This window comes from Paraburkholderia sp. GAS334 (genome assembly GCF_050436625.1).
Lineage (GTDB): Bacteria > Pseudomonadota > Gammaproteobacteria > Burkholderiales > Burkholderiaceae > Paraburkholderia.
In genome coordinates this window covers 40444-56676 of record NZ_JBNDMO010000004.1, presented here as the reverse complement: position 1 = coordinate 56676, position 16233 = coordinate 40444, and the positions used below count along the sequence as shown (strand labels likewise).

At 61.0% G+C, this 16233-nt stretch carries 14 protein-coding genes and 1 pseudogene; 12 read left to right on the top strand and 3 right to left on the bottom strand.

What is annotated here, in order from left to right; genetic code table 11:
- The first annotated feature begins 143 nt into the window (after positions 1-143).
- The gene (locus tag P3T21_RS09205) at positions 144-1100 is read left to right on the top strand and encodes a LysR family transcriptional regulator (protein WP_429255622.1); all 957 of its coding nucleotides are present in this window, start codon (positions 144-146) and stop codon (positions 1098-1100) included.
- On the opposite strand, the gene P3T21_RS09200 is transcribed toward P3T21_RS09205, so the two are convergent.
- A complete protein-coding gene (locus P3T21_RS09200; RefSeq protein WP_429255621.1) occupies positions 1057-1983 on the bottom strand; it encodes a LysR substrate-binding domain-containing protein in 927 nt (308 codons plus the stop codon). The two genes, P3T21_RS09205 and P3T21_RS09200, sit on opposite strands and share 44 nt — an antisense overlap.
- 115 nt (positions 1984-2098) lie before the next feature.
- Here P3T21_RS09200 and P3T21_RS09195 point away from each other — a divergent pair, with 115 nt between their 5' ends.
- Positions 2099-3265, top strand: coding sequence for a mandelate racemase/muconate lactonizing enzyme family protein (locus P3T21_RS09195; RefSeq protein ID WP_429255620.1), 1167 nt, complete (start codon positions 2099-2101; stop codon positions 3263-3265).
- 160 nt (positions 3266-3425) lie between these two features.
- The gene (gene dctA / locus P3T21_RS09190) at positions 3426-4787 is read left to right on the top strand and encodes a C4-dicarboxylate transporter DctA (protein ID WP_429255619.1); all 1362 of its coding nucleotides are present in this window, start codon (positions 3426-3428) and stop codon (positions 4785-4787) included.
- A gap of 10 nt (positions 4788-4797) precedes the next feature.
- Here the strand turns inward: dctA and mnmH are convergent, their stop codons facing one another.
- Positions 4798-5844 (bottom strand): tRNA 2-selenouridine(34) synthase MnmH, encoded by a 1047-nt coding sequence (mnmH, locus tag P3T21_RS09185; RefSeq protein WP_429255618.1) that lies wholly within the window; start codon positions 5842-5844, stop codon positions 4798-4800.
- A gap of 230 nt (positions 5845-6074) precedes the next feature.
- On the opposite strand from mnmH, the gene P3T21_RS09180 reads away from it, so the two are divergent.
- The 6 genes from P3T21_RS09180 (at position 6075) to P3T21_RS09155 (ending at position 13745) form a co-directional block, all read left to right on the top strand.
- Complete coding sequence (locus tag P3T21_RS09180) at positions 6075-6437, top strand: hypothetical protein (RefSeq protein ID WP_429255617.1); 363 nt, start codon at positions 6075-6077, stop codon at positions 6435-6437.
- Positions 6438-6528: 91 nt separating this feature from the next.
- Positions 6529-7836 (top strand): TolC family protein, encoded by a 1308-nt coding sequence (locus P3T21_RS09175; RefSeq protein ID WP_429255616.1) that lies wholly within the window; start codon positions 6529-6531, stop codon positions 7834-7836.
- An 11-nt stretch (positions 7837-7847) separates the two neighbouring features.
- A complete protein-coding gene (locus P3T21_RS09170; protein WP_429255615.1) occupies positions 7848-9395 on the top strand; it encodes an efflux RND transporter periplasmic adaptor subunit in 1548 nt (515 codons plus the stop codon).
- Positions 9392-12601 (top strand): efflux RND transporter permease subunit, encoded by a 3210-nt coding sequence (locus P3T21_RS09165; RefSeq protein ID WP_429255614.1) that lies wholly within the window; start codon positions 9392-9394, stop codon positions 12599-12601. Before P3T21_RS09170 ends, P3T21_RS09165 begins: the two co-directional genes overlap by 4 nt.
- The gene (locus P3T21_RS09160) at positions 12598-12945 is read left to right on the top strand and encodes a copper-binding protein (RefSeq protein ID WP_429255613.1); all 348 of its coding nucleotides are present in this window, start codon (positions 12598-12600) and stop codon (positions 12943-12945) included. Before P3T21_RS09165 ends, P3T21_RS09160 begins: the two co-directional genes overlap by 4 nt.
- A 212-nt stretch (positions 12946-13157) precedes the next feature.
- A complete protein-coding gene (locus P3T21_RS09155; protein WP_429255612.1) occupies positions 13158-13745 on the top strand; it encodes a LysE family translocator in 588 nt (195 codons plus the stop codon).
- A 22-nt stretch (positions 13746-13767) separates the two neighbouring features.
- Here the strand turns inward: P3T21_RS09155 and P3T21_RS09150 are convergent, their stop codons facing one another.
- Positions 13768-14595, bottom strand: coding sequence for an AraC family transcriptional regulator (locus P3T21_RS09150; RefSeq protein WP_429255611.1), 828 nt, complete (start codon positions 14593-14595; stop codon positions 13768-13770).
- Positions 14596-14727: 132 nt separating this feature from the next.
- Here P3T21_RS09150 and P3T21_RS09145 point away from each other — a divergent pair.
- The 3 genes and pseudogenes from P3T21_RS09145 to P3T21_RS09135 form a co-directional block, all read left to right on the top strand.
- Positions 14728-15120, top strand: a pseudogene (locus P3T21_RS09145) (Tn3 family transposase); the annotation flags it as partial.
- A gap of 2 nt (positions 15121-15122) precedes the next feature.
- Positions 15123-15758 (top strand): GNAT family N-acetyltransferase, encoded by a 636-nt coding sequence (locus P3T21_RS09140; protein WP_429255610.1) that lies wholly within the window; start codon positions 15123-15125, stop codon positions 15756-15758.
- 59 nt (positions 15759-15817) lie between these two features.
- Complete coding sequence (locus P3T21_RS09135) at positions 15818-16174, top strand: hypothetical protein (RefSeq protein WP_429255609.1); 357 nt, start codon at positions 15818-15820, stop codon at positions 16172-16174.
- Positions 16175-16233 lie beyond the last annotated feature (59 nt).

Sequence of the window (16233 nt, the reverse complement as noted above, 5' to 3'; positions counted from 1 at the left end):
AGGCGAACCCTGGCTGCGCGAGCATCGCTGCCTGCCGACGCCTGACATGCGCCAGGCCGTAATTGAATTCATGCAGTGTAGGTTGCTGTACACCGTTCAACAATCTGGCTACCATTGCACGGGGAGATGAGTAAAATTCAACTATGTTGCGCGCTGGCCTGTCCGAACTGACTGCTTTCATTGCCATCGCTGACCAGCGAAGCTTTCGCGCGGCTGCACGCATACTGGGCGTGTCGCCTTCAGCGCTGAGCCATTCGATGCGGGGACTGGAGGCGCGACTGGGCGTACGGCTGTTCAATCGCACGACCCGCTCCGTCGCGCTGACGGAAGCGGGGGAGCAGCTTCTGCTTCGCGTGAGACCGGCAATCACCGATCTCGAAGAGGCGGTGAACCAGGTGGCGTCGGCAAACGACCGGCCGTCAGGCTCGATCCGGATCAGTGCTTCGGAGGCGGCAGCAAGACAGCTTGTCGTCCATGTCCTTCCAGACTTTCTCGATGCCTATCCTGACATTCATGTCGAATTCGTCGTGGACACGCGGCTCGTGGATATCGTGGCCGACGGCTTCGACGCCGGCATACGCGTTCTTGGCGACGTACCGCGCGATATGATCGCCATCCGGTTCGGACCCGACATGCGCTTCGCCGCAGTGGCATCACCCGACTATCTGTCGCGCCATGCGTTGCCGAAAGCGCCTCACGATCTGGCGCAGCACCGGTGCATCCGTTTCCGCTTCGAGAGCGGCGCGCTGTACCGCTGGGATCTGGAACATCGCGGCAAAAGCGCGAGCGTCGATGTCGACGGGCCAATGACCCTGGGCAATCTGAATCTGATGGTCGACGCGGCACTGGCCGGTATCGGCATCGCCTGGGTCCCGGAAACGCACGTAGCAGAGCACGTGGCGTCGGGCCGGCTCATCCACCTGCTGCCTGAATGGAGTCCTTCCTTTCCGGGTTTGTGTCTTTACTATCCGGCTAACCGGCACCCGCCCACCGCACTCAGGTTGTTCGCGCAAGCGGTGCGCGAGTGGGCGAACCGCCGGCAGGCGAATCCGGCTTCTACAATGAAGCGGCCTGTGAAGCAGGTGCAACGGGCATCTTGAAGCGCTCGACAAGGAAATCAATAAACGCTCTTGCGCGCGCGGACTGATTCCGCCTGTTCGGGTAGTAGACGAACAGGTCCGCCGATGGCTGGACGAACTCTGGGAGAACAATTCGCAGCCTTCCGCTCTCCAGATACTTCGCAAGATCCCATTCCGAACGCACCAATATGCCGTGGCCGTCCAGCGCCCAGCCGAGGACGATATCTCCGTCGTTACTCGACAGCGCGCCCTGAACTTTTACGACTTCGCTGTGACCGTTATGCATCAGACGCCAGACTCCATAAGCATCGTCGTTCTGACGGTGGATGATGCACTGGTGGTCTGAGAGGTCGGCAAGACTCGCAGGTGTGCCATGCAGTTCCAGATATCGCGGCGATGCGCAGAGGAACCTTCGATTCGACATGACGCGCCGCGCATTGAGTCGCTTGTCGGGCAGCGAACCGAAGCGGATCGCCAGATCGACACCACTTTCTACGAGATCGATCGGCCGGTCCGTGACGTCAAGCTGCACTTCAACATGCGGATAACGCCTCGCGAACTCGGAGACGAGCGGGGCGATCGTAGTACGCCCGAACCCCAGCGTCGCGTTCACGCGCAGCAGTCCCCTCGGCACCGACCGGCTGGACGAAACGGCATCCTCCATCTCTCGCACCTCGGCCAGAATCCGCGCCGCGTGGTGCAGGTAGGTCTCACCTTCAGTGGTCAGGCTAATACTGCGCGTTGTCCTGTTGACCAGTCGCACGCCGAGACGCGCCTCCAGCTGAGCCAGCCGTTTGGTCGCGGCAGGCGGCGTCAGATCGAGTTCGCGCGCGGCCGCGGACAGGTTTCCGTGTCGCGCAAGCAGTACGAAAAACTCGAGATGGGAGGCGATGTCAGTTTTCACTGAAAGTTAATAAAGAAGTGATTTTCAGTGAATCATAGCGCCACTTTTCGCGAATAACCTAGCGACTCCTACAGCCCGTTGCATCGACAACGCGCGATGCTATCAGGAGACATCCATGAGAATCGTTGAGATTCGCGAAAAGACCGTGCCGATCAGTTCACCGATCCGCAATGCCTATATCGACTTCAGCAAGATGACGCTGAGCCTTGTCGCCGTGGTGACGGACGTCATTCGCGACGGCAAGCCGGTGGTCGGATACGGCTTCAACTCAAACGGCCGCTATGGCCAGGGCAAGTTGATGCGCGAGCGGTTCATTCCGCGCCTGCTCGAAGCCGACCCGGCCACACTCGTCAACGATGCTGGCGACAACCTCGATCCGCACAGGATCTGGGCCGCGATGTTTACGAACGAGAAGCCCGGCGGTCACGGCGAGCGTTCGGTCGCCATCGGAACGATTGACATGGCGGTATGGGATGCCGTGGCAAAGATCGAAGGCAAGCCGCTCTTCCAGTTGCTGGCGGATCGTTACGGCAATGGTCAGCCCGACCGCAGGATCTTTGTGTACGCCGCCGGCGGTTACTACTATCCGGGCCAGGATCACGAAAAGCTCAAGGACGAAATGCGCAGCTATATCGACCGGGGCTACACGGTCGTGAAGAAGAAAATCGGCGGTGCATCGCTCGATGAAGACCTGCGCCGCATCGATTCGATCCTGAGCGTGCTCGGCGACGGCCAGAAGCTGGCCGTCGATGCCAACGGGAGATTCGATCTCGATACGGCCATTCAATACGCGAAGGCGCTGTCGCAGTACGACCTCTTCTGGTACGAGGAACCCGGCGATCCACTCGACTTCGAGCTGCAAGCTACGCTGCGCAACTACTACGACAAGCCGATGGCGACCGGCGAAGACCTGTTCTCGATGCAGGACGCTCGCAACCTCATCCGCTATGGCGGCATGCGCCCCGACCGCGACTGGTTGCAGTTCGACTGCGCGTTGAGCTATGGACTGGTTGAGTACCTGCGTACGCTCGACATGCTGCGTCAGCACGGGTGGTCGCCGAGCCGCTGCATTCCGCACGGCGGCCACCAGATGTCGTTGAACATCGCGGCTGGCCTGGGGCTGGGCGGCAACGAATCCTATCCGGATCTGTTTCAGCCGTACGGCGGATTTCCCGACGGTGTCAAGGTTGAAAGCGGTTACATCACCATGCCCGACCTGCCCGGGATCGGCTTTGAAGGAAAGGCCGATCTCTTTGCCGAGATGCGAAAGCTGTCCGCATAAGCGGTCAGCCCACAACCGCGCCGACCCTGAGCGTCGGCGCAGCGTCCATAAAAACCTGAAAAAGACGCAGGCGAAATCCGGCCGTGCTGACCGCAGCGGTTGTCCCCGCTGCGGGTGCGCGCCCGATTTTATTAGAAGACGCCACGCATAGGAGACAGTCATGCGGGTTTCAAAGATCGGAAAATGTCTTTCCAGGCTCTACGTACAGGTTCTTATCGGGATCATTGCCGGCATCCTCGTCGGGCATCTGTATCCGGACATTGGCTCTCAGCTCAAGCCGCTCGGGGATCTGTTCATCAAACTGATCCGGATGTTGCTTGCTCCGATCATCTTCGCGTCGGTCGTTGTCGGCATTGCCCGCATGAGCGACCTTCATCAGGCTGGGCGCGTTGGCGTCAAAGCGGTTCTTTACTTCGAGGTCGCATCGACGATTGCGCTTGCGATTGGCCTTGTGGTCGTCAATATCATCAAGCCCGGCAGCGGCATGAACATCGATCCCGCCCATATCGACAGTTCGGCCATTGCCAGTTACACCCATGCGGCGCAACAGCACGGGATGCTCGATTTCTTCATGAGTATCGTCCCGAACAGCATTGTCGGCGCGTTCGCGAATGGGGAGATTCTGCCGATCATCTTCTTTTCGCTCCTGCTCGCAATCGCCCTTGCCAGGCTGGGCCCGCGCACAGCGCCGTTTGTCGACATGCTCGACATGTTCCTGCAGGGCATGTTTGGCGTGGTTCGAATTGTGATGTATGTCGCACCCGTCGGCGCTTTTGGCGGCATGGCATTCACCATCGGCAAGTATGGAATTGGCACGTTGGCATCATTCGGTCAATTGATGCTCTGCCTTTACCTGACCTCAATCTTCTTTGTGGTCGTCGTGCTCGGCGTCGTCATGCGCATGTGTGGACTTTCGCTGTGGAAGTTTCTCAGCTACATCAAGGACGAAATCCTCATCACGCTCGGCACCGCGTCGACCGAAGCGGTTCTGCCGCAGATGCTCATCAAAATGGAGAAGATGGGCTGCTCGCGACCTGTCGTCGGGATGGTGTTGCCCACGGGTTACACGTTCAATGCCGATGGAACCGCCATTTATCTGACGATGGCGACTATGTTCATTGCGCAAGCCATGAATATTCACCTGACGATCTGGGATCAGTTACTCGTGATGGGCGTGCTCTTGCTGACCTCCAAGGGTTCCGCAGGTGTGGCCGGAGCCGGATTCGTCGCATTGGCTGCCACCCTGGCCACGATGCACAAGATTCCTGTGTCCGGGTTGGTGTTGTTACTGGGCGTTGACCGCTTCCTCAACGAGGCCCGGGCAGTCACAAATCTGATTGGCAACGGCGTTGCGACCATTGTGGTCGCGCGATGGGAGGGTGCGCTCGACATGAAGACGGCGCGAGCGATGCTCAGCCGGGATGCTGACACAGGCATTGATGCGCTGGAGCCAGTTGGACAGGATCCTGCAGGTCAGCGAACGCCGGCACGAGAACCCATCGTTCCATCCAGGCTTCACTGATCCGGTTGAGTCAGGAAAGGCGTGCGAGCAGCGTCCGCGCCTGTTCGAGAATGTCGGCATCGACGGGGCGCAGCGTAAAGCGTGTCGCGTCGGCCAGTTTCGCGAAGTTCTTGCCGGTGCTGCGCGCGTACGCGGGATCGTAGTGCAGGTCGATCAACTGCTCAAAGAGTTCTTTCCTGCGTCCTTCGTACAGCAACGTGTGCCATTCGCGGATTCGGGCATGACTATGCAGGCCTGCGAGCTTCGAGAGTTGCGACTTGAACAGATCGACGTTCTCAAACAGGTGCGCGTAGTCGTCGAGAAGCAACCGGATGCGGTCGTCGCGTGTAGTTTCGAGACTGACACACGTTCCGTCATGGATCTGATCGGTCAGCGCTGCCGGCAATGAGAGCGTGCCGATCCTTCGGCTTTCCGCTTCGATGAAGACCGGCCGGTTGGCGTCGAGGCGGCGGAATTCGGCAACCAGAGCGGAGTCGAATGCCTTTTGCGAGGGCTGCTGGCCGTGAGGCGGCAAGCCGAGAACCGACCCCCGATGGCATGCGAGTGCCTCGAGATCCAGGGTCTGCGCGTTGGCCTCGGCAAGTGCCTGCAGCAGACGCGTCTTGCCACTTCCTGTATTGCCCGTCAGAACCATATAACGGTACCGCTGCGGCAGCGTTTCGAGTGCCGCGACAACATCGCGCCGATAGCTCTTGTAGCCGCCCTCCAGCTGACGTGCACGCCAACCGATCATGTTAAACCACGTCGTCATCGAAGCTGAGCGCTTGCCGCCGCGCCAGCAATAGATCAGTGGCCGCCAGTTGCGTGGACGATCCGCGAAAGTCGTCTCCAGATGCTTCGCGATATTGCGGGCCACCAATGCGGCGCCAAGTCGTGTCGCTTCGAAGGGAGACACCTGCTTGTACATGGTACCGATCGTGACGCGCTCCTCGTTGGATAGCACGGGAGCGTTCAAGGCGTCGGGGATATGGTCTTCAGCGAACTCGAGTGGAGTCCGGACGTCGATGACTTCGTCGAAGTCGGTCGCACGATCAAGCGATACACTAAACGCGTTCAAGGCTGTAGCAAATCAAAGTGGTGGCGTCGCCGGAAATAAGCGTGATGTGATTATCGCACGCGGGGTGCGTCATACACGGCATGCATGGCGAGGCCAACGGGCAGCCGCAAAGAAACGGGGCACGTCGATGCGCGGAAGCGGAAGCGTTAGAAGATAACGGATTCACGACATTGAGGCCGTGGAAACGTGAGCACGAACATGCTCAAGATAGCTCGGCTATACTCTGGGCCATGAAATTTCTCCGGACATTGCTCCTCCTGCTGCTTTGCGCTGTGCTGCCCATCAGTGGGCTGGCAGCCAGCGGCTTGACTGGAGCCTGTCCGATGCAGATGAGCATGGGTTCCGAGGATGGCGGTGCGATGTCTTCGGAGATGCCCAGCTGCGAGATGATGAAATCTTCTCAACCGGGAAAAGCCAAAGGCTTCTTCTGCAAGGCAACGGCTCAATGTCAACTGGGCAGCCTGTATCACCCGGCGTCGCGCATCGAGATAACCCGTCCCGCCGGACTGTCCAACCCCGTCGTATTCCACTACGCACAGTCGCTCACCGTCCGTGAACCGGCCGGTCTCTGGCGACCTCCTCGCGCCATCTAATCCCTGCTGACAGGTTCGCCGCATTTGCGGCGAGGTCGTCCTGCGTCCAGGACGTGGATTCCCTGTGGGAGTCCGCCGTTGGGGTTAGAACATGCCTATGACCATTGGCACGCCGTCATGCCGGCGTGCACCACTGCGCGCGCATTCACTTTTTGCCGCGCTGATTCTCACGAGCGTCGCTGCGTACGCTCAGGAAACACCCGTGACGCTTGATGCGGCACTTCAGGCCGCTACGGACCGCTCCGCCGCCATGGGGGCTGCACAGGCTTCGGTACGCGCCAGTTCGGAAGCGGCCGTCCGGGCCGGCCAGTTGCCCGACCCGACGCTCAAAGCCGGCGTCGACAACCTGCCTGTGACCGGGCAGCAGAAATTCACAGTTGGCCAGGATTTCATGACGATGCGCCGTATCGGCATCGAGCAGGAATGGGTGTCGGGCGACAAGCGCCGACTCCGGTCCGCCTTGGCGAACGAGGTAGTGGACCGCGAGCGGGCAGGCTACCTCGGCCAGCTCGCGAACACCCGCCAGCAAACGGCCACGGCCTGGTTGAGCGCGGTTTATGCAAAGAAGGCCGTTTCGCTGCAGCAGGAACTCGTTGACCACATGACCCATGAGCTGGATGCGACGAGAGCGTCTTATCGTGGAGCGAAAGCGACTGCCGCCGATGTAACGCAGGCCCGGGCGATGCTCGCGCAGACCCAGGACCAGTTGCTCAAGGCCCAACAGACATTGCAGACCGCGCTCATCGGCCTGTCCCGCTGGACGGCAATGCCCGTTTCAGACGTGACCGGCGAGCCGCCGGCGCCACAGTCATCTGTGTCATCACTGCCGCCGGAGGAACTGCGTGAGGTGCAGCCGGTGCTCGTCGCAGCATCCCGGGACATTGCCGTCGCCGATGCCGATACGGCCGTCGCGAACAGTAACCGAAGCCCCAACTGGACGTGGGAAGTCGCTTACCAGCAGCGCGGCGGGGCGTACTCGAACATGGTGTCGGTTGGCGTCAGCATCCCGCTGCCCATCCATCGCAAGAGCTACCAGGACCGGGACGCAGCAGAGAAAGCTGAACTGGGCACCAAGGCGCGGCTGATGTACGAGGACGCGCAGCGGCAGGTCGAAGCGGACATCCGCACGCAGTCAGCCACCCTCGCGAGCGGTCGCGAACGCGTGACCAGTCTCACCCACTCCCTGCTCCCGGCTGCGGACCAGCGCGTGCAACTGGCTGCTGCCGCATACAAGGCAGGTACTGGCTCGCTGGCCGATACCTTCGCTGCGAGGCGTGCGCAGCTCGACGCTGAACTTCAGGTGCTCGACCTGCAGCGCGATGTGTCGCAAACCTGGGCGCAGCTCGAATACCAGGTCGTGCCCGCCTCGATGTCCGCGTCGATGCCCGTCAGTCAGTGAAGGAGAACAGCATGCAAAAGCAACAACTGGCACGCGCGGCCCTCATGGTGTTTGCCGCAGCGGCGCTGCTCGGTGCCGGCTATGTCGCCGGTACACATCGTCTGGCGACAAATGGCACAAGCGCGCCGGAGGCAACACCGTCCGGCGACAAGGTTGACCCGAAGACAGGACACAAGGTGCTGTACTGGCATGACCCGATGGTGCCGAGCCAGCATTTCGACAAACCCGGCAAGTCGCCTTTCATGGAGATGCAACTCGAGCCGGTCTACGCCGATGAAGGCGGCGGAGCCACCGGCATCAAGATTGACCCGGGCCTCCAGCAGAATCTGGGCATCCGTTTCGCGACCGTACACCGGCAGGACACTACGGAAGGATTCGACGCCGTCGGCACCACGCAGTTCGACGAATCGCGGTCAGATGTCGTGCAGTCGCGCGTCACGGGTTACATCGACCGCCTGTACGCCAGCGCACCGATGCAGCGGATTGCGAAGGGGGCGCCGATTGCGTCGCTGTTCGTACCCGACTGGCTGGCGCCGCAGGAAGAGTACCTCGCGCTCAGGCGCGGCGGGACGGACAGCAGCATGCTGGAAGCGTCCCGCGCGCGTATGCGTGCGCTGTCGATTCCAGACGGCGTCGTCGCGGCCCTGGAGCGGACCGGCAAGGCGCAGACACATGTCGTGCTGTCATCGCCGGAAACTGGCGTCGTGAGCGAACTGAACGTCAGGGATGGCGCGATGGTGGTGCCGGGGCAGACGCTCGCGAAGGTCGCCGGTCTGTCAAAACTGTGGCTGATCGTTGAAATCCCTGAGGCGCTTGCATTGAGCGTGCAGCCCGGCATGACGGTGGATGCGACGTTCGCGGGTGATCCTGCTCAGCATTTCAACGGACAGATTCGCGAAATCCTGCCCGGCATCAGCACCAGCAGCCGCACGCTGCAGGCACGCCTCGAAATCGACAACACCGCGCTGAAGCTCACGCCCGGCATGCTGATGCGTGTGCGTGTCGGTGGACAGAAGGCGGTCTCGCGTCTGCTCGTCCCATCCGAGGCAGTCATCGCTACAGGCAAGCGCTCCGTCGTCATCGCGAGGAACAGTGATGGCCGCCTGCAGCCCGTTACGGTCACGGTTGGCAACGATGTCGGCAATGAAACTGAGGTGTTAAGCGGTCTGAGCGACGGCGACACGGTCGTTGCTTCCGGTCAGTTCCTCATTGATTCCGAAGCCAGTCTGAAATCGGTTCTGCCGAGGCTGGAAAGTGGTTCAGCATCGGGGGCAACCGGCCCCACCTCCACGACCGGTTCCGCTGCAGCCTCTACCCCTGCCGCGACTCAGACTTACGAGACCACGGGGAAGGTCGAAAAGGTCACGCCGAATGACATGACGTTTTCGCATCAACCTGTTCCGACGCTTGGCTGGGGCGCGATGACGATGGCGTTCAACAAGCCTTCGCCCAATGCGTTCCCTGAAGTGAAAGCGGGCGAGACGGTGCATTTCGTGTTCCGGCAAACGGACGATGGCTACCAGCTCACGAAGGTCGAACCCGTTGGAGGTGCCAAATGATTGCGCGCCTCATTCGCTGGTCCATTCACAACCGGTTCCTGGTATTGCTCGCGACGGTGCTCGTCACGGCGTGGGGCGTCTACTCGGTGACCGAAACACCGCTCGATGCGCTGCCCGACCTGTCCGATACCCAGGTCATCATCAAGGCGTCGTACCCGGGCAAGGCACCCCAGGTCATCGAAGATCAGGTGACGTATCCGCTCACCACGACGCTGCTTGGCGTGCCGGGGGCGAAAGCCATTCGCGCGTACTCTTCGTTCGGCGATGCGTTTGTCTACGTGCTGTTCGATGACAGGACCGACCAGTACTGGGCGCGCTCACGCGTGCTCGAATACCTGAACCAGGTGCAAAGCCGTCTGCCGCCGGGGGCGACGGTCTCGCTGGGGCCCGACGCGACCGGCGTGGGCTGGGTGTACGAGTACGCACTCGTCGACAGGACCGGACAGCACGACCTCGGACAACTGCGCGCATTGAACGACTGGTTCCTGAAGTTCGAGCTGAAGTCGGTGCCGGACGTTTCGGAGGTTGCAAGCATCGGCGGGATGGTCCGCCAGTACCAGGTCGTGCTCGACCCCGACAGGCTGCGCGCATACGGCATCACGCAGGCAGCGGTGGCCGACGCGCTCAGCAAGGCGAATCAGGAATCGGGTGGCTCGGTCGTCGAGATGGCGGAGTCGGAGTACGTGGTCCGCTCTTCCGGCTACCTTCATTCACTTGATGACTTCCGCAACATTGTGCTGCGCACGAACGACGCGGGTACGCCCGTCCTGCTCGGCAACGTGGCGCGCATCCAGATCGGGCCCGAGACGCGTCGTGGCATCGCCGAGCTGAACGGCGAGGGCGAAGTCGCGGGCGGCGTCATCGTCATGCGTTCGGGCAAAAACGCCTTGACGACCATCGAGGCGGTGAAAGCGAAACTGGCTGACCTGAAGCGGTCGCTGCCGCCTGGTGTCGAGGTTGTCACAACCTACGACCGCTCGCAGCTCATCGAGCGCGCGGTGGACAACCTCAAGGACAAACTTATCGAGGAGTTCATTGTCGTCGGGCTCGTCTGTGCGGTATTCCTGCTTCACCTGCGCAGCGCATTCGTGGCCATCCTGTCGCTGCCGCTCGGCGTACTCGCGGCGTTCATCGTGATGCGCTACCAGGGCGTCAATGCGAACCTGATGTCGCTCGGCGGCATTGCGATTGCCATCGGCGCGATGATTGACGCCGCCATCGTGATGATAGAGAACGCGCACAAGCACCTGGAGGCATTCGATCATGAGTTTCCCGGCACGGTATTGACGGCCGCGCAACGCTGGGAACTCATTGCGACATCCGCCGCCGAGGTAGGGCCCGCGCTGTTCTTCTCGCTGCTCATCATTACGCTGTCTTTTATCCCGGTGTTCTCGCTGGAAGGACAGGAAGGGAAGCTCGTCTCGCCGCTGGCGTTCACGAAGACGTACACGATTGCGGCCGCTGCCGGGCTGTCCGTGACACTCGTGCCCGTGCTGATGGGCTATCTCATCCGGGGCCGCATTCCGCATGAAAATGCCAACCCCATCAATCGCGTGCTGATTCGACTCTACAAGCCGCTGCTTGAGGCAACGCTTCGACGTCCATGGCTCGCGATTGGAGTCGCCGTGGTCGCACTGGCTGCCACCATGGTCCCGGTTTCGCGTCTCGGGGGAGAATTCCTGCCGCAGCTCGACGAGGGCGACCTGTTGTACATGCCGACCGCGCTGCCGGGCATTTCGACCGGGAAAGCGAGCGAGCTGCTGCAGCAGACCGACCGGCTCATCAAGACGGTACCGGAAGTGGCGACCGTGTTCGGCAAGTCGGGACGCGCCGATACCGCGACGGACCCCGCGCCGGGTCTCGAGATGTTCGAGACGACGATTCAGTTCAAACCGCGCAGCCAGTGGCGACCCGGCATGACGCCGGAAAAACTGGTCGATGAACTGGACCGGACGGTGAAGGTGCCGGGTCTGTCGAATGTATGGGTTCCGCCTATCCGTAACCGCCTCGACATGCTGTCGACGGGCATCAAGACTCCAGTCGGGGTCAAGATTTCAGGACCCGACCTCACGCAAATCGACGCGGTCGCGGCGCAAGTGGAGGCGGCGGTGAAGGATGTGCCAGGCGTGACCTCCGCGCTCGCCGAACGCCTGAACGGCGGCCGGTACATCGACGTCGATATCGACCGGCTTGCGGCCGCGCGCTATGGACTTGCGGTGGCAGACATCCAGTCGGTCGTATCGTCGGCGGTGGGTGGAGAAAATGTCGGCGAGGTCATTGCTGGCCGTGAGCGGTTTCCCATCAACATCCGCTATCCACGCGAGATCCGGGATTCGCTCGACAAGCTGCGCCAGTTGCCGGTCGTCACGGACCGGGGCGCGCAAATCCAGCTCGGCGATGTCGCGCATATCGTCATTGCCGACGGCCCGCCGGCGATTCGCAGTGAGAATGCGCGGCTTTCTGGTTTTGTCTATGTCGATATTCGCAATACGGACCTGCAGTCGGCCGTGAAAGCGATGCAACGTGCCGTAGCGGCGAAGGTGGTGTTGCCGCCAGGGTATTCAATTGCGTGGTCTGGTCAGTTCGAGTACCTGGAGCGTGCGGCGGCGAAGTTGCGCACCGTCATCCCCGTGACGCTCGTCGTCATCTTCGTGCTGTTGTTCCTGACCTTCAATTCGGCGGCAGACGCGCTGCTGCTGATGTCGACGGTGCCATTCGCGCTGGTCGGCGGTTTCTGGCTCATCTGGATGCTGGGACATGCCGTGTCGGTCGCGACATCAGTGGGATTCATCGCGCTCGCCGGCGTGGCAGCAGAGTTCGGCGTCGTGATGCTGCTGTACCTGAAGGGTGCGCTGAATCGCAGGCTGGAGGCCGGTGAACCGCTGACCGAGGCACTTCTGTTCGATGCGATTCGCGAAGGCGCCGTATTGCGCGTGCGACCCAAGGCAATGACGGTCGCAGTCGTGCTCGCCGGTCTTATACCCATCATGGTCGGACACGGTGCCGGCTCGGAAGTCATGCAGCGCATTGCCGCGCCGATGGTCGGCGGCATGGTCACGGCGCCGCTGCTGTCGATGTTCGTTATTCCGGCCGCCTGGTTCCTGTTACAGCGCCGTCGCGCAAGACAGGCCAACGCTGACCGTTTTCGCCATGCAGTACTTTCCGGCGCGAAAGTGCCATCTACTCAAACTGGAGAAACCCAATGAAGAAGTTGATTGTTGCGTCTGCTGTTCTTTGTGCCATCGTTGCTGCGCCGGTGTTCGCGGGAGATGACATGGCTGGCATGAACATGTCCACGCCGCCGGTTTCCAGGACGTCTTCGAAGACCGTACTCACCGATGCTGAGGTCAGGAAGGTGGACCCTGAGACTGGCATGGTCACGCTGAAGCACGGCGCGTTGGACAACGTTGGCATGCCGCCGATGACGATGGCATTCAAGGCGAAGGATGCTGCGATGATCAAGCAGATCCACGAGGGCGACAAGGTCAAGGTTCGCGTCGAAAACGTCAACGGCACCCTGACCATCGTGAAGCTGGAAAAACAGCGTTGACGCGGTGACGCTTCAGGACTTGCAGGCTCGCCGGGTGCCGGGAAGGCATTCGGCGAACACCGGTTCGTGGCGCAGGTGAGGGAATATAGCGCTGCTCCAGGCATCGACTGACGATACCGCACGTGGCAAGTGGGCCGCGCAGGGTGATTTTATTCAATACACCCAGTTGCTGATCGCCTACCTTCGGATCGTCGTTCACTTCCGAAAACCACATGAATCAGCTCTTGTCGATGTCAGCGTTCGCGCTTGCCTGTTCAATTACTCCGGGTCCGGTCAACATTGTTGCGTTAAGCACTGGCGTGCGCCGCGGAGCCCGTGCCGCGATGCTGCATGTAAGCAGCGCGACAGTTGGCTTCACATTGCTGCTTTTGCTGGTCGGCCTTGGTCTCCACCGGATTCTTGCGCGCTGGCCGCAATTGACGCACGTCATTCAGTGGGCGGGCGTCGCGTTCTTGTTGTACATGGCCTGGCAGCTCGCCCGCGACGACGGTACGCTCACCGCCGACCACAGCGATGACAGACCATCGCTCGTGTCGGGCGCGGTGATGCAATGGCTCAACCCGAAAGCATGGCTCGCGTCTATAGCTGGGATGGGCGCTTACGCAGCGAACGGCGACAGCCTCATGGTGTGGCGCTTTACGGCGCTATATTTCGCGATTTGCTATGCGTCGCTTTCTTGCTGGGCGGTGGCGGGAACGTTGCTGCGCCGGCATTTGTACGAGCCGTCGCGCGTGCGGCTTTTCAATCGCGCCATGGCTCTCCTGCTCGGCGGCAGCGCGATCTACTTGCTAAAAGGTTAGCGGTCCGCGAACAACGTTGTGGTCAACCGCGATACTGGCCCGGTGTGGCCGCGACAAGCTGCCGGAACGCACGATGCAGATGCGCCTGGTCGGCGAAGCCGGCATCGGCAGCGACTTCGGCGATCGGACGGCCCCGCTTCAACAGGACTCGACTAAATTCGATGCGGCAATTGATCAGGTACGCGTGTGGCGTTATTCCATAGCGCACCTTGAACGCGCGGATCAGATATGACGCCGACAACTGCGCTGCCGCACAAATTTCGTCGAGCGACAGCGATCGCGTGCAGTGCGCGCGGATGTATTCCGCTGCGCGCGCGAGCTTGTGATTCGTATCCCGTGCCTGCGCGGGCGCGGGATTCAGCCAACGGTGAGCATCGTCAAAAAACTCGAGGATGGAGCTGTGCTTTTGCAACGTGTCGGCGAGCTCATCAATGAGCGTCGTGTAGAGTCGGTCAAGCCCGGCATAGAGCGCGGGCTGCCAGCTGGCTGCTGTCGAGAAAGCACGGAAGCCCTGGTTTTCGCTAAAGCCGATCTCGTGCTGAAGGGAAGTTAGCCATTCAGTGTCGACATGCAACATCCGATAGGACCACGGTTGGTCGTCGAGCGGATTGCATGCATGTACGTCTTGCGGATTCATCAGCACTACTGCGCCCCGGCCCACTCGCTGACGCACACGGCCGTTCTCATAGATACTCTCGCCGCCAGTCACCGCGCCGATCGAAAACGTCTCGTGAGCGTGTCGCGCGTAGCAGATCTCACGGCCGTCATCGATCGCTCGGGCTTCGATGAACGGTAGCGCGGCATCTCGCCAGAAACGGGGAGCCGGTGCGCAAACAGGGGATAACGCCACAGATGGTTCCTTTGAGTCTTCGATGAGCCTTGCGCTACTTTGACGACGCCGGGTATGGACGCGCGGCATCGCCGGATTTTATCGTGAACTGCTGCGGATTCGATCGTGGCGTCGGCTGTCCGTTTGGCCGGCACCGGGTTGAATGCGATTACCGTACTCGTACCCGCCACGCTGCGCGACAGTCTGGTGTTGCTGGCCGTCGTCCTGGAGCAGCAGACCGAATTGCAGCCTGCGCACATCATGACCGATACCGACGCTTACAGCGACGTGGTGTTCGGTCTGTTCCGGCTGCTGGGCTACCGCTTCTGTCCGCGTCTGGCCGAAATCGGCGACACGCCCTTTGACCAGAGGGAACGATCTATGAAGTACCCTGGGCGAGCTCGCCAGGCTCAACTGACTTCCCTGTTCCATTGCTCCCCAGACCCCAATAACCAGCAAGACGGCATGAATTTTTTACGAGATTTTTTCTTGCGATGCACAAGCCTCGACTCCTACACTGCGTGCAACTTGATGAGCGCGAGGTAGTCATGTTGAATCAGCGTGCAGCAGTGAAGAAGCCGGTACGGGTCGCTTATGTCCATCGGAGTCTGGGACCTGTCGTCCTGCGGCGCTTCGATGCCAGGCGCGATTCGTTCGACGAGTTGACGAGGATGCTTCATCGCGCGTTCGCCAGGCTTGGCGCGATGGGGCTCAATTGCACGTGCGTGGATCAATCCGCGACGGTCACCCGATTGCGGGCGACGCGTGGCGATTGCTACGTGGCCGTGTGCGAGGGCCACCTTGTCGGCACCATGACGCTCCATGCTCCGGATCGGGATTCGCCGTGCGAGCTTTACCGGCAAGAGGACATTGCGAGCGTACGCCAGATCGGCGTCGATCCAGCGTGGCAGAAGAGGGGGATCGGGACGCTCCTGCTGGCCTTTGCTGATCACTGGGCCGCGACGCGCGGGTACGCGGAGCTGGCGCTGGATACGCCACAGCCCGCAACGCATCTGATCGCCTTCTACCGTGGACAGGGTTTTCGCATCGCCGACTTCATGAGGTTCGACGGAAAGCGCTATGACAGCGCGATCCTCCGCAAACCTCCGGTCGCTGCCCGCACCCTTGCGAACTGGTCGCACCGTCTCGAACTGCCGCACCACGCGCTAACCCGCGCGGCCTGACCGGCTACGAAACGATCCGACAGACAATCGACAATGACGCAGAAGGACAGGTCATACGGATGATGCGCTCCAAAATGGCAATGATGTTCAGAGGGCTAGGCAAGGTGGTGATCATCGCCTTCGCAGCCAATCAGATTCTGACAGTCGCATTCACGTACATTGCGCAGCAGATCGATGTCGGCCTGCCGCAACAGACGGTCACGCTGTTCAGCTGTGTAACGTGCGGACTGGTGTCGCTATGGCTGCAGTCCGACGCGCGGCGCGCGTTTAGCTTCGCGCGCGACAAGGGTTACGTCAAGCCTGCTGGTGACCCGAGCCAAAGCCTGCAAATCGCGGCGGATTGCCCGAAGCGATGGCTTGTAGTGCTGCATATCGAGCTGAATCCTGCTGCGAATGCTGCTCCCCGACAGAGTTGAAAACGCGCTATTTCCTTCTCCTTCTCCTCGTCTGGTTTGTTATCGCCCGAATTGAGATT

Coding starts and splice junctions, on each gene's coding strand:
- P3T21_RS09175 (WP_429255616.1), top strand. CDS start 6,529: ATGCCTATGACCATTGGCACGCCGTCATGCCGGCGTGCACCACTGCGC.
- dctA (WP_429255619.1), top strand. CDS start 3,426: ATGCGGGTTTCAAAGATCGGAAAATGTCTTTCCAGGCTCTACGTACAG.
- P3T21_RS09180 (WP_429255617.1), top strand. CDS start 6,075: ATGAAATTTCTCCGGACATTGCTCCTCCTGCTGCTTTGCGCTGTGCTG.
- P3T21_RS09195 (WP_429255620.1), top strand. CDS start 2,099: ATGAGAATCGTTGAGATTCGCGAAAAGACCGTGCCGATCAGTTCACCG.
- P3T21_RS09155 (WP_429255612.1), top strand. CDS start 13,158: ATGAATCAGCTCTTGTCGATGTCAGCGTTCGCGCTTGCCTGTTCAATT.
- P3T21_RS09205 (WP_429255622.1), top strand. CDS start 144: ATGTTGCGCGCTGGCCTGTCCGAACTGACTGCTTTCATTGCCATCGCT.
- P3T21_RS09165 (WP_429255614.1), top strand. CDS start 9,392: ATGATTGCGCGCCTCATTCGCTGGTCCATTCACAACCGGTTCCTGGTA.
- P3T21_RS09135 (WP_429255609.1), top strand. CDS start 15,818: ATGATGCGCTCCAAAATGGCAATGATGTTCAGAGGGCTAGGCAAGGTG.
- P3T21_RS09170 (WP_429255615.1), top strand. CDS start 7,848: ATGCAAAAGCAACAACTGGCACGCGCGGCCCTCATGGTGTTTGCCGCA.
- P3T21_RS09140 (WP_429255610.1), top strand. CDS start 15,123: ATGTTGAATCAGCGTGCAGCAGTGAAGAAGCCGGTACGGGTCGCTTAT.
- P3T21_RS09160 (WP_429255613.1), top strand. CDS start 12,598: ATGAAGAAGTTGATTGTTGCGTCTGCTGTTCTTTGTGCCATCGTTGCT.